This is a genomic window from Moritella sp. 36 (genome assembly GCF_018219415.1).
GTDB lineage: Bacteria > Pseudomonadota > Gammaproteobacteria > Enterobacterales > Moritellaceae > Moritella.
On sequence record NZ_CP056120.1, the window covers coordinates 1,284,347 to 1,296,818 of the forward strand.

Below are 12,472 nucleotides of genomic sequence, written 5' to 3' on the forward strand. Positions count from 1 at the left end.
TAATTGAAAGGCAAGGGGAGCAATCTTCTTGCCTTGCTCGTCTTCTTATCTAATGAAAATGCCGTTGAAGGTTGTAGTGTTAAATGATGTCCTACAAAACGGTTAAGGAAAATATTTTCTAGCGTACTCAGCTGACTTCGCAAGTATAAATAATGATGGAACGATGATCACAAAACCTAAAGTAAATATCAAATTTTGATTTTCTAATAACTCATATGCTGAATAAAAAACAACACACGCTAGTAGGGCAATATGCACCTTATGGAGTTTTGGGTTACTTATCGAAAATTTACAGTATTTTCTAATCATAATGTCCATCTTGTGCTATTTAATACGTTCGTATGGCGATTATTATACATATAATTTTATATGCTTAAACACATGTTTACCTTCGGACATTAAAATATGTATTTTGGAGTAGCAATTCACTCATTCTATGTGTATGGCGACTTAGTCCATTGTGTGTGAACGTTAATCCTCATTATTCTATTCAATATTGGTATTTATATCCTCTAGTATTCACTGTTTTGTGACACAGGGCGTCACGTTTATCTAACTTGATTTATACTTATCTATATTTAAAATATTTTTAAATAAAACCATGTACTTTCAATACCTATTAGTTAATATTGTTTAAACACAAGGAGAGGTTAATGAAAAATATAAATGGAAAATTAAGTTTGATTATGTGCGCTATGGTCGCATCTGTGCAACCTGCTCTTGCTGAAAAGGCGGGAACGACTTATCTAAATCCCGCAGTCGGTTATCATATGTTTGGTTCAAAACTAGGCGTTGAAGACGGCGCTGCATTGGTTATTGGTGGAGAATACGTTATTAGCCCGAAGTTTGGTGCAGAAGTCAGTTACCTCTATGGTAACTCTGATATTGACGGATCTTCTGGCGATGTAGATAACGCACAATATACGCTTGATGGGCTTTACTACACACCTGAAATAGGGAATTGGCAACCATTTATCAATGCAGGTGTTGGCCATGGCACATTTGATGTAGGAGCCTATGACACCAAAGAAACACAACTTAATGTCGGTGTTGGTAGTCGTTATCATTTTAATGATAAATGGTCTGCACGATTACAAGCTAAGATGATTAACAGTTTGGACGAGGAACGTTGGGACTCATTAATTACTGTGGGTGTGAGTTATGCATTTGGTCGTAAGAGTAAAGCACCTGCTGCTGTTGTGGTATTGCTGGATGGCGATGGTGATGCAATCCTTGATAAGAATGATCAATGTTTAAATACGCCAAGTGGTGTTTATGTTGATGATAGTGGTTGTGCACTCGATCGTGACGGTGATGGGATCCCAGATTACCTCGATCACTGTCCTGATAGTGTGTCGACTGATTCTATTGACGACAATGGCTGTGTAATTGTAATAGAACAACCCGCATCGATGAAACTCAAAGTTAATTTTGCCAATAACTCGGCTGTTATTCCTGAGTCCGCAAAAAATGAAATTAGAGACGTTGCCGACTTGATGACGCAGTTTTTAAATGCTGATGTGGTGATAGAAGGGCATTCAGATAGCAGTGGGAAAGCAGCTTATAATAAAGCCTTGTCACAACGTCGTGCCGATGCAGTACGTGATATCCTGATTAATGAGTATGGAATTGATACTTCACGGGTATCTGCGGTAGGTTATGGGCAAGAACAACCGGTTGCCAGTAATAGTACGAAAGAAGGGCGCTTAGAAAATCGACGTGTAATGGCTGAAATTAGCTATAAATAAAGCGCATTAATGATAGAGGCTATGCTTAGTTCGAGCTAAAGATACAGAGCTAAAATTAGAAGCCAGCGAAAGCTGGCTTTTTAATATAGTATTATCAATTAATACTAGTGTTTTTATGTTTAAAACACTGTAACCATAACATTTTAATGATAATTTCTGCTGTAAAATACCCACTGAACTATATTAATAAGAACTATATTAATAAGAACTATGTTTCAAATGGATTTGGGGGTGTAGATGATAAATAAAAAAAGATTTTTAATCATTGATGACTCTATCACTATTATCTCTTTAATGCGTTGGATGCTCAATAGTGCTGGTGTTTCGAATGACTTTATTGATAGTACTACTGACAGTTTAAAAGCTATTCGTTTGTTATCTCAACATCAGTATGATGTGGTTCTCTGTGATTACAATATGAATCATCATATCGATGGCGCGCTTATTTTCGATGAGGTTAAACAGCGAAAATTAATTTCATCTAATACCGTGTTCATTTGTATTACTGGTGATAGTTCACTTTCTGTCGTTACACATTTTATTGAATTAGAACCCGATGATTATTTGCTTAAGCCTTTATGCTCACAAGAGTTTATTCATCGTATTGAAAGCGTATTAGTACGTAAAGCCGTGATAGCCCCGTTATTATCGGCCATGGATAATCAAGATTATCAATTAGCGCTGGAGTTATGTGATAACTACCGCACCAATAACATACAATATGTTAATTATATAGATCGTATCTATGGTGATTGTTTATTACGTTTAAAACGGCATGATGAAGCCTTAGCATTTTATCAAAAGTCCTGTGAAGAAACGGACGCTATCTGGTCTGAAATAGGTTTAGGTCAAACTTACCAATCGCTAGGTGATTTGGATAAAGCTGAGAATGTGTTCAAGGCAATATTAACCAAGCATCCCTGTCAACCAGTTGCCCGTCAAAGCCTTGCTAATTGCATGATGGCTAGGGATAAATTACCGGATGCCATTCGTGAATTTAATATTGCGCATAAAGTGAATCCTGCCAATCCACATCGTGAGCTGATACTTGCTAATTTGTATACGGCACTGCAGCAACATGATAAAGCGGCAGGTGGTTTTCAGCGCTTCATAACTAAGGTTAAAGGTACTAGTCGTTATAGCTACGGCGTTGCGATGAATACTTATGTGTCACTTTTACTCGCAAGTTTATATACTGAATCGACCCAAGAACACGATGAATTATTGAGTCAAGCGCAGCATAAAATCCATGAGTATAGTGCGAAATCTGAAGGTGACAGTATCGCTGAGTTTAATTTGTTAATTGGGCTTGGTATCTTTGCTTATATCAATGGAGATATTAAAAACGCTTTGATTGTCGTGCATAAATTAAGTGTTGCTGATAAACCTACTGTGGATTTTTATACTGAATTGAACATTACAAGGTTATATGGCTTGTGTGGTATTCCGGACTTGTATGATGCCTCGATGTTACGTGCGCAAACATTGTGTAAAAACACCAATGAAGATGTATTAATGTTAAGTCAAATTAAGATGCTCGATGGTGCCAAACATGAAATACAGCAACGTCTAGAAGAAGGTAAAATACTGACCGAAAAAGCACAAGCACAACGTCAAAAAAATGCGGCTAATCAAGCGATCAGCTATGCTTATAAAGCTTTTCATCGCGTCCCGTTTAATTATAAGAATTGCCGTTTGATTATTGAATTAACGGCATTGGCAACACCCTCAGAATCTCAATCAGAAACCAGTATTCATGAACGTGAAAGTATTCTTAAATCTTGCGGCTGGATCTACGAAAATGATAACCGTCCCACAGCAGAAGAAAAACGTCGTACACATGAACTGTTTCATGTAGCCATCGATAAGCTGAGTTTACACATATAACGTTATAAATAATGTCGGGGGTATTTATGCTAATGTACTTAAATATTGGGTTAATTCATCAAGCAGCATTATCTACAACATTAAGGGGTTGTCATCCTTTAACTTGCTCGTATGTAGTTATTATGCATTTCGATGATTTTGCCACCAGTCGGCGCCGCTATTATATCGGCTAGAGTGTATTTGTTCATCTCGCAATAGAACGCGTTGAGTCCGAGGCCTAGTATGCTTTTCAGTTGACAACCGTTGCGCAGGGCACAGACATTAGCTTCGCAATCGATTAGCATTGTGCAGTTCTCTAGTTCGCGAAGGGCTTCTCCGATGCTGAGATCCGCTGGTTTAATTGACAATCTCAGACCGCCGTGAGGGCCTCGTAGGGTTTCGACCCAACCAAGATGGCTGAGCTTGTTTGCCACTTTGATAAGGTGATTGCGTGGTACATTGAACTGCTCGGCAATTTCAATTATTTTTATAGGTTCCTTCCTGTCCCCTTTAGCTAAGTACATTAGGATTCTAAGACCAAAGTCTGTGAAATTTGTTAGCTGCATGCTCATACCAGTTTATTTATTTATTATGACTCTGTAATGATAATAAAGATGTATTCATAATACAATATTTCATCGCCATCGTAAGTGATGTAGCTTCTTTCTCTACTCCTTTTTCATACTAAATTAGTGACCTATTACTTAGCTGTTACCCTTCTGTTGTTTAAGCGATTCCTAAAATAAACATGCTTGTATTTTATTTATAAAATAGAGTTGAACATCACAAATAAAAGGTGTATTTTAAATGCAACAATAAAAGGTGCATTTAAAATGCACAAATAAAACTAAAGAGAGTTCTAGCCATGTCTGATTTTGAAATAAAGCATAAAACTGCCTCCAAATTCTATGAGCATATTGCGTATAAAATTACGCAGATCCTTAAGTTTCTTTTAAATATTTTTTATGGAAAAAAATACGCAAAACGAGCTGTAATTTTGGAAACTATTGCAGCTGTTCCCGGTATGGTCGCTGGTATGTTTAATCATCTAAAAGCTTTACGCCGGATGAAAGATGATGAGGGGTGGATTCAGGAACTACTAAATGAAGCTGAGAATGAGAGAATGCACCTAATGATATTTATTGATATTGCCAAACCAAGCTGGATTGAGCGAGCATTAGTGTTAATTGGCCAAGCTGTATTTATTGTGGTGTATAGCTTGATTTATGTGTTGTCTTCTAAGGTCGCACATCGAGTTGTGGGTTACTTCGAAGAAGAAGCATGTAAAAGTTACACCGAATACCTTAATAAAATTGATGCTGGTGAAGTCGAAAACGTAGCTGCACCACAAATTGGCATTAACTATTATCAATTACCTTCAGATGCCATGCTACGAGATGTTATTGTTAAAATACGTAATGATGAAGCCAAACATCGTGATCGTAATCATTTATTTGCTGATTCGTATGAAAATAATGATTTACCAGCGCACCAGCAATGATCTTTCTGAGTAAAACATGAAAAATAGTGAAGGGTAAATTAAGCGAATAAACTTTGCGTTACTTTCCTTCGTGATAATCGGTCGTCAGTAATATGGCGACCTATCCAAAAATAGACAGTAAATGTATTCTATCAATCACAACATTCAGGTAAATCACGCCAAGAAAAGTAGCCTTTAAACTTTTTAAATTAGACTTCAGTATATTTATACATCATCTTGGTTTTGGGTAATTAACACTCACGTACTCTGGTTCTTCGATGCCAGCTTCTTGATTAAGTACACGGGTCAGAGCAAAGTAATAATTAGCTAAAGCATTGGCAAATCGAGGCAGGGTATCTGGAATTTTCTTGCCTGTTTTGTCTACTAAGACTAGCTGGCGAACCACCTTTTTACTTAAGCTTCGGCATTGGTGCAATTGGATCACAGGGCCTGTGCCTCTTGGTAATACGAAGCGTTTGGCATCATCAGTGACTTGGGCTTTAAAGTGATAAAGATCGGTTAAAAGCGCTTGTATGTCTTCTTCAAATATCCCACATTTACCTCGTATAGAGCCATTTAGATTGAAAATTTTGGGCTGTAAACGTTCCAGTGATTCACGTACTTCTGTGTTGGTGACTTGCGATAATGCTAATCCGGTATAAGTGCATAACTCATCGGTTAAGATCTCAAAGTCACATAACGGACTGTCTTCAAAAATGAATGGGTAGCAAAGTTCACCTACATTGCCAGATGCTTTTAATGTCATGACGTTATCGCTTAATCAAAATTTAGAATACGCTACCATATCATGTAATAGCCAAGTACAATACGCGCCATCTTCGGAATACGGTGAAAATCCGTAACGGGCGCGCCACTGTGTTGTGTCACTAGCATTATAGACGTGCAAGTATACAGAGTCAGATACGAAGAGCACGATTTACATGAGGTGAACCGTTTAAATTTGTACGCGATTTACAGGAGTTACCATGCCTTGGCCTCGATTCAAGCCTATTTTTTATATGTTCGTTTTGCTCGTTACCTTTCCTTCTTTAGCTGATACTACCTATCCATTAACACTGATGGATGGATTGGGTAATCCCATTGTCATCGAGAAACCACCACAACGGATTTCATCAAAAACATTATTTACCGACGCGGTGTTATTAGACCTAATTGATGAATCGGCATTGTCGAGCTTGACCGATCTGGCGAACAACCCAAACTACTCGTTAATCATCGACCGTTTACCTAAGAATGTGCCGTTAATGGGATTGAATATTGAAATGATTATCGCTAATCGTCCCGATATTGTATTCGCCGCTAATTGGAGTGATGCGTCTAAGCTCAGTATGTTAGAAAGAGCAGGAATTACTGTTTTCCGTCTACAAGCACCTAAAAATATCCAAGAGATTGAGAAAGAAATTTTACGGGTTGGGAAGATAGTTAATCGCAATAAAGCCGCGAAGCAGATTGTTGCCACTATGCGTTTACGCTTAAAAGCAGACATTATTCCTGTAGAGCATAAATTCACTGGTATGGATTACAACCCATGGGGAACGTCCAGTGGCCAAAACTCTTCATGGAATGGTTTGCTAGAACAAGCGCATGTGGAGAATATTATTAAAGATTACGTGACGGATAAATATGGCCAAGTTCCTGTTTCTAAAGAAATGATTATTTTGCTAAACCCAGATGTATTGTTTATACCTGAATGGGTATATGGCAATGAAAATACCGCTGAGCAATTTAAACAACAGGTGTTATCTGATCCTTCATTACAATCCGTGAATGCGATTAAATATAATCGTGTTTATCAAGTGCCGCATGCGTTGCGAGGTGTATACAGTCAGTACTTTGTGGATGCGATCCGTTTTATTAATCATTCCGTATATAAGAAGTAACCATGCCATTTTATCGACTTACGTCAGTGCAAATACTGTTTTCTGTGTTGTTATTCTGTGGCTTGTTTTTGTTGTATCTCAGCTTCGGCGCTATTCATATTCCTATTGTCGATATTTTGGCGTTGTTTAAAGCGTATCTTGTGGGTGGCAGTGAACTCGCGCTGAAAGAACAACCTTTAGCCTCTGCTGTGGTTATACATATTCGTCTACCACGTGCTTGCGCAGCTATTTTAGCGGGTGGCGCGTTGGCGTTGGCTGGGGCGTGTACACAAGGCCTATTCAAAAATCCATTAGCCAGTCCAGATGTATTGGGAGTTAGTGCCGGTAGTAGTTTTGGTGCTGTGGTGGCTATTGTGACGGGCTATTCATTTATGGGGCCTATATGGTTACCTATTTTTACGACTGTGGGCGCATTGGCAGCAGCAGCGGTAATTTATACGTTAGCATCGCGTCATGCTTCAACACAGATCTTGTTTTTGATTTTAACCGGTTTGGCATTATCAAGTTTATTGGGCGGTGCCAGAATGGGATTACTTCTTATGGCGCAACAATATGAAATGAGCCAATTTGTATTTTGGGCGATGGGGGGGTTAGATGGTAGTTCTTGGTCGCAGTTAATTTGGCCCGCGCCGATTATCGTGATTGTATCGATTTTGTTGTTAAGGGAAAGTCGGGCATTAAATCTACTCGCATTAGGCGAAGAAAGCGCCCATGGTATGGGATTAAACATTAAGCAGACACGCTTTAAATTATTGATGTTTGCCACCTTATTAACGGCTATGTCGATTGCCGTCGCTGGACCTATTGGTTTTATTGGTTTGATGGTGCCACATTTAGTACGTTTGATTGTCGGGCCTAGGCATGAAAAATTATTACCTTTCTCTGCGGTGTTCGGTGTTATTTTTTTGCTCGTTTGCGATCTTATTGGGCGGTGGATCATTGCCCCTAACGAATTGAAAGTCGGGATCATTACTTCTTTTATTGGTGGTTGTTATTTCATTGGTTTAATCATTCGCTTTCAGCGTAAAGGGAGTTTTGTATGAGCGTGGCATTATTGACAGTTTCGCAACTGAGCTATAAGGCGGGATCAAAACATTTATTAACTGATATTTCATTGTCTATACAACCGGGAGAGTTGGTGGGGATTATCGGTCCCAATGGCGCAGGTAAAAGTACCTTGATGAAATGTTTAAGTGGCTTCCAAGGCTATAGCAGTGGTGAGGTATTAATAAAAGGCCAGTCATTAACCACGTTATCTGATATAGACCGCGCACGTGATTTAAGTTACTTGCCACAATACAGTGATACTGCATTTCCTTTTAGTGTGATGGAAACAGTGGGATTTGGCTTTCATGTCAAGCAACAAACACAAGTCATCTCTGCTAACACAATAACTGAGCAAACTATTGACGCGTTAACCTTAGTTGGCATTTCGCATTTAAAAGACCGTACTATCACGGCATTATCTGGGGGAGAAAAACAGTTAGTACACTTCTCGCGTTTATTAGTGCAAGGCGCGCCATTAATGTTACTTGATGAACCAACCGCCAGTCTAGATATTGGTCATGAATCACAGCTAATGAATGTGCTGTATCAAGCATGTCAGCAAGGTAAATCGGCATTGGTTGCGATCCATAACTTAAATACCGCGGCAGAGTTTTGTGACCGCCTCATTTTAGTGGACCAAGGACAGATAATTGCGGAAGGGAAACCGAATGATGTTTTGACAAAAGATAACATCCATCGTTTGTATCACGATCTCGTTATGGTATCTCAGCATACCGAAACAGGGAACACCATCGTCTCACCGTATAAAAAGTAATGTGATCTTAGAGTCAAATTGATAAGAATATTTGACTCTATTGCTTTGAATATGTGAGGCAAGGCTTTTATTCTTGTTTGTTTTATATATAATAACGAAATGTCCTTGTAGCTCAGCTGGATAGAGCAAGCGCCTCCTAAGCGCTAGGTCGGAAGTTCGAATCTTCTCTGGGACACCAATTTTAAACGAATAGCACTTATGCATATAGCACCCATACGCAAAAATGCACGTATGGACCGCTTCAGTTCTTAATCGTCATTATCAGCGGTGACAACTTAATTATTATATTTTAACGATCACATCTTCCATTGCTAAACGTGATTTTGGTGGGGCAATATTGTAATCATTTTCAGCATCTCGATAACCAATCGCCAGTGCCACATCACTAACGTAACCATCTAGTTCTACAGCAAACTCTTTACTGATTAATTCGCTATCAATTCCTTCCATTGGCGTTGAATCAATATTCAGGCGTGCTAGCGTATGCATTGTATTACCTAACGCAAGATAGGTTTGTGCTTTAGTCCATGCTGCTGTGTCGCCACTTTCATCTGTATTTAGCTCAACAAAAGCAAATGCGCCAAATGCACTTTCTTTGTCTTCTGGTTTAGTGCGTTTATCTGCAATACCTTTATCGATCACGGCTTCATAGTTTGCACGGGTATACGCTGGGTTATGGGCAAAAACTATAATGTGCGATGCACTAAAAACATGTGGTTGGTTAAACTGAAATTTATTGGCAAAGGTATTATGCATGCGTTGTTTTGCTTCATCGCTTTCTATCACAATAAACTTCCAAGGTTGAGAGTTAATTGATGATGCAGATAAACGCATTGCTTCCATAATCACGGCGAGTTGGTCTTGCGATATTTTTTTTGATGAATCAAATTTTTTGGTTGTGTAACGATTGCTAAGATCTTTGATAATTTGGTGAGTCATGGATAAACCTTATTGATAAATGGGCACTGTTGATTTGTACTTACTAATAGCGTAAGTCTGAACATTGATGAATGTATGTTGCTTATGCGATTTTCGTTATTTCATTTAATGTGAAACTTGCGACAGCCCCTTCGGTTGTTTGCACATACATTTTTAAATGTGGGCTATTGAGGTGTTTTTGCAATAATTCATGACTCGCCCAATTCTCAACGAAAGTAAATAGCGCTGGGTTGTTATTGTCTTGATGCAAGTCGTATTGGATGCAGCCTTCTTCAAGTCGTGTCGGCTCAATCAATTTTAATAGCTCTGTTTTTACGAACTTAATTTTATCTGCTTTAGCTTCGATGTTTGCAACAATAGTGAGTGTACTTGTCATATTTTCGTTACCTTTCATTGGCCGTGCACTGAGTGAGGACATTATCTCTGATTATTGCTATTCTAAAAAGACGGTAATATAACTTATAGTTTCAAAAAATATTTGATAATGAACATTCAAGACCTCATTCTTTTTGTGCGTACGGCGCAAACATGCAATATCACCGCATCAGCACTGCAGTTAGAGATGACACCTGCAGCGGCGAGTGCTGCGTTAAAACGCTTAGAGAAGCAACTCGGCGTTCAACTTTTTATTCGCTCGACACGTAAGTTACGTATCACTGCCGAAGGTGAACGCTATTTAGTACATTGCACTGAGGCTTTAGGGGCATTAGAGAAAGGTAAAGCCTCATTAAATGAAATGCAGGGTAAAATTGCCGGTGAAATACGTTTATCCGCGTCATCTGATCTAGGGCGTAATATTGTTTTACCTTGGATCGATGAAGTGATGGACGCTTATCCCGAACTATCTATTCAGTTCAATGTTGGCGATAACCTGGCTGACTTTTATCATGACAAAGTTGATATGGCACTGCGTTATGGCGAGCCCGAAGATTCCTCGTTGGTAGCCTTTCTGATTGCGAAAATAGATCGCGTCGTCTGTGCATCACCTGCCTATTTAGCGCAATATGGTGAGCCTAATCATCCTAACGAACTATCACAACATAACTGCTTGCTCTATCGTTTTAGTGAGCGTGTTTATGATACTTGGCCATTTGTTGATAGTACTGGAAACAGTACTGGAAAAAATAGCGGTAAATACAAGGTGAAAGTGACCGGTAATCGATTAAGTAACGATGCTGATGTCGTTCATCGTTGGGTTGTCGCGGGCAAGGGGATTACGATGAAGTCGCGGTTAGATATGGCGGCTGACTTACGCTCGGGTCATGTTGTTGAACTATTGAGTGATTTTAATTCGCCACCCATTAATTTATGGCTAATTTGTCCTAACCGTACACAAGTCACCCCTGCGATGTTGATGTTGCGCGATCTGTTACGCAATAAGTGTGAGGCTGAATTAAGTTAGCTCTGTTTGGTGCTACATCTCGCTAGTCAGGTATGCTAAAGTGATTTCATCTATATTTTGTTAATCAAGCTGTATAACAAGGACTTTTATGACTATTGGTGTTGGTGGTTCAACTGCGGAATTAGAATTAGCTAAACTGGCTGATATGACTGCAGACGTTAAAGCTATCTCGTTACAAGAATTTAATGAACGTATTGAAAGCGCACAAGCAATTATGCAGCGTGAAGGTATAAAAGCTGTATATCTGAATGCGGGTACAAACTTATATTACTTCACTGGTATGCGTTGGGGCGTTGGTGAGCGTATGGTTGGTGCAATTTTACCGGCACAAGGTGAGTTACAGTTTATCGCGCCACGCTTTGAGCAAGATACCATTAATGAATTTATGCAGGTACAAGGCCCACTGCATTGCTGGCATGAACATGAAAGTCCTGCACAATTATTTGGTGAAATCCTAGCTAAACTTGATATTACCGACGGCACTGTTGGTATTGATGAAGCGACCGCTTTCTTTATGTTTAACAATATTCGTCATGCGTATCCGCAGTTTGAATATATTGATGCGAAGGTTGTGACAGCTGGTTGCCGTCAGCAAAAATCAGATACCGAGATTGCTTTATTACAACGTGCTAAAGACATGACGTTAGAAGTACATAAAGCCGCGGCCCGTATTTTACGTTTAGATATTTGTACGACGGAAGTGGAAGAATTCATTCATCAAGCACATAAAGTGGTTGGTGCGCCAAAAGGTTCTTATTTCTGTATCGTATTATTTGGTAAAGCCAGTTCGTTCCCGCACGGTGTTAAAGATGCACAATTCTTGAAACAAGATGATGTGGTATTGATTGATACTGGTTGCCAGTTACACGGTTATAATTCTGACATCACCCGTACTTATGTATTTGGTGAAGCAAGTGACGAAGTACGCGCAGCTTGGTTGAGTGAAAAGAATGCACAGCAAGCCGCGTTTGATGCAGCGCAGATTAATGTTGCTTGTCAGGATGTCGACGCCGCCGCTCGTGTTTCGCTGGAAGCAGATGGCTTTGGACCGGGTTATGATTTACCGGGGCTACCGCACCGTACTGGTCACGGTATTGGTTTAGATATTCATGAATGGCCATATTTAGTGGGTAACGACACCACGCCATTGGCGAAAGGTATGTGTTTCAGCAATGAACCTATGTTAGTGATCCCGGGTAAGTTTGGTATTCGTTTGGAAGATCATTTTTATATGACTAATGCGGGACCTGAATGGTTTACACAACCATCACACTCGATTGATGACCCATTTGGTTATGAAGTGTAATTTGTTAT

At 39.3% G+C, this 12,472-nt stretch carries 12 protein-coding genes and 1 tRNA gene; 9 read left to right on the plus strand and 4 right to left on the minus strand.

The genetic code is table 11. The annotated features are described in order from the left end of the window. Positions 1–653 precede the first annotated feature (653 nt). A complete protein-coding gene (locus HWV03_RS05880) occupies positions 654–1,748 on the plus strand; it encodes an OmpA family protein (protein WP_211678908.1) in 1,095 nt (364 codons plus the stop codon). A 237-nt stretch (positions 1,749–1,985) separates the two neighbouring features. Beyond that, entirely contained in the window at positions 1,986–3,635 is a 1,650-nt protein-coding gene (locus HWV03_RS05885; protein ID WP_255547090.1) for a response regulator, read from the plus strand. A gap of 98 nt (positions 3,636–3,733) precedes the next feature. Here the strand turns inward: HWV03_RS05885 and HWV03_RS05890 are convergent, their stop codons facing one another. Continuing rightward, positions 3,734–4,180 (minus strand): Rrf2 family transcriptional regulator, encoded by a 447-nt coding sequence (locus tag HWV03_RS05890; protein WP_211678909.1) that lies wholly within the window; start codon positions 4,178–4,180, stop codon positions 3,734–3,736. 299 nt (positions 4,181–4,479) lie between these two features. Here HWV03_RS05890 and HWV03_RS05895 point away from each other — a divergent pair, with 299 nt between their 5' ends. Then, positions 4,480–5,115 (plus strand): alternative oxidase, encoded by a 636-nt coding sequence (locus tag HWV03_RS05895; RefSeq protein ID WP_211678910.1) that lies wholly within the window; start codon positions 4,480–4,482, stop codon positions 5,113–5,115. Positions 5,116–5,326: 211 nt separating this feature from the next. Here the strand turns inward: HWV03_RS05895 and HWV03_RS05900 are convergent, their stop codons facing one another. Continuing rightward, on the minus strand, positions 5,327–5,860 hold the full coding sequence (locus HWV03_RS05900) for a cobalamin adenosyltransferase (RefSeq protein WP_067040562.1): 534 nt from the start codon (positions 5,858–5,860) through the stop codon (positions 5,327–5,329). 220 nt (positions 5,861–6,080) lie between these two features. Between HWV03_RS05900 and HWV03_RS05905 the strand changes: the two genes are divergently transcribed. The 4 genes from HWV03_RS05905 (at position 6,081) to HWV03_RS05920 (ending at position 8,995) form a co-directional block, all read left to right on the plus strand. Next, positions 6,081–6,995 (plus strand): ABC transporter substrate-binding protein, encoded by a 915-nt coding sequence (locus HWV03_RS05905; protein ID WP_211678911.1) that lies wholly within the window; start codon positions 6,081–6,083, stop codon positions 6,993–6,995. Positions 6,996–6,997: 2 nt separating this feature from the next. After that, positions 6,998–8,038, plus strand: coding sequence for a FecCD family ABC transporter permease (locus tag HWV03_RS05910; protein WP_211678912.1), 1,041 nt, complete (start codon positions 6,998–7,000; stop codon positions 8,036–8,038). After that, positions 8,035–8,817 carry an ABC transporter ATP-binding protein gene (locus HWV03_RS05915; RefSeq protein ID WP_211678913.1) on the plus strand — a complete coding sequence of 261 codons (783 nt, stop codon included), beginning with the start codon at positions 8,035–8,037 and terminating at the stop codon, positions 8,815–8,817. The genes HWV03_RS05910 and HWV03_RS05915 overlap by 4 nt, the downstream gene beginning before the upstream one ends. A gap of 101 nt (positions 8,818–8,918) precedes the next feature. Beyond that, a tRNA-Arg gene (locus tag HWV03_RS05920) sits at positions 8,919–8,995 on the plus strand. Between the two features lie 104 nt (positions 8,996–9,099). Here the strand turns inward: HWV03_RS05920 and HWV03_RS05925 are convergent. Together HWV03_RS05925 and HWV03_RS05930 are read right to left on the minus strand one after the other, a co-directional pair. Then, a complete protein-coding gene (locus HWV03_RS05925; protein WP_211674517.1) occupies positions 9,100–9,756 on the minus strand; it encodes a nitroreductase family protein in 657 nt (218 codons plus the stop codon). Positions 9,757–9,838: 82 nt separating this feature from the next. Next, on the minus strand, positions 9,839–10,132 hold the full coding sequence (locus HWV03_RS05930) for a putative quinol monooxygenase (protein WP_211678914.1): 294 nt from the start codon (positions 10,130–10,132) through the stop codon (positions 9,839–9,841). A gap of 108 nt (positions 10,133–10,240) precedes the next feature. Here HWV03_RS05930 and HWV03_RS05935 point away from each other — a divergent pair, with 108 nt between their 5' ends. Both HWV03_RS05935 and HWV03_RS05940 read left to right on the plus strand, forming a co-directional pair. Then, positions 10,241–11,158 carry a LysR family transcriptional regulator gene (locus tag HWV03_RS05935; RefSeq protein ID WP_211678915.1) on the plus strand — a complete coding sequence of 306 codons (918 nt, stop codon included), beginning with the start codon at positions 10,241–10,243 and terminating at the stop codon, positions 11,156–11,158. Positions 11,159–11,246: 88 nt separating this feature from the next. Continuing rightward, complete coding sequence (locus tag HWV03_RS05940) at positions 11,247–12,464, plus strand: M24 family metallopeptidase (RefSeq protein ID WP_211678916.1); 1,218 nt, start codon at positions 11,247–11,249, stop codon at positions 12,462–12,464. Positions 12,465–12,472: the final 8 nt, after the last annotated feature.

Excerpts from the sequence above, each read along its gene's own strand:
- HWV03_RS05880 (WP_211678908.1), top strand. The coding sequence starts at position 654 with ATGAAAAATATAAATGGAAAATTAAGTTTGATTATGTGCGCTATGGTC.
- HWV03_RS05885 (WP_255547090.1), top strand. The coding sequence starts at position 1,986 with ATGATAAATAAAAAAAGATTTTTAATCATTGATGACTCTATCACTATT.
- HWV03_RS05890 (WP_211678909.1), bottom strand. The coding sequence starts at position 4,180 with ATGCAGCTAACAAATTTCACAGACTTTGGTCTTAGAATCCTAATGTAC.
- HWV03_RS05895 (WP_211678910.1), top strand. The coding sequence starts at position 4,480 with ATGTCTGATTTTGAAATAAAGCATAAAACTGCCTCCAAATTCTATGAG.
- HWV03_RS05900 (WP_067040562.1), bottom strand. The coding sequence starts at position 5,860 with ATGACATTAAAAGCATCTGGCAATGTAGGTGAACTTTGCTACCCATTC.
- HWV03_RS05905 (WP_211678911.1), top strand. The coding sequence starts at position 6,081 with ATGCCTTGGCCTCGATTCAAGCCTATTTTTTATATGTTCGTTTTGCTC.
- HWV03_RS05910 (WP_211678912.1), top strand. The coding sequence starts at position 6,998 with ATGCCATTTTATCGACTTACGTCAGTGCAAATACTGTTTTCTGTGTTG.
- HWV03_RS05915 (WP_211678913.1), top strand. The coding sequence starts at position 8,035 with ATGAGCGTGGCATTATTGACAGTTTCGCAACTGAGCTATAAGGCGGGA.
- HWV03_RS05925 (WP_211674517.1), bottom strand. The coding sequence starts at position 9,756 with ATGACTCACCAAATTATCAAAGATCTTAGCAATCGTTACACAACCAAA.
- HWV03_RS05930 (WP_211678914.1), bottom strand. The coding sequence starts at position 10,132 with ATGACAAGTACACTCACTATTGTTGCAAACATCGAAGCTAAAGCAGAT.
- HWV03_RS05935 (WP_211678915.1), top strand. The coding sequence starts at position 10,241 with ATGAACATTCAAGACCTCATTCTTTTTGTGCGTACGGCGCAAACATGC.
- HWV03_RS05940 (WP_211678916.1), top strand. The coding sequence starts at position 11,247 with ATGACTATTGGTGTTGGTGGTTCAACTGCGGAATTAGAATTAGCTAAA.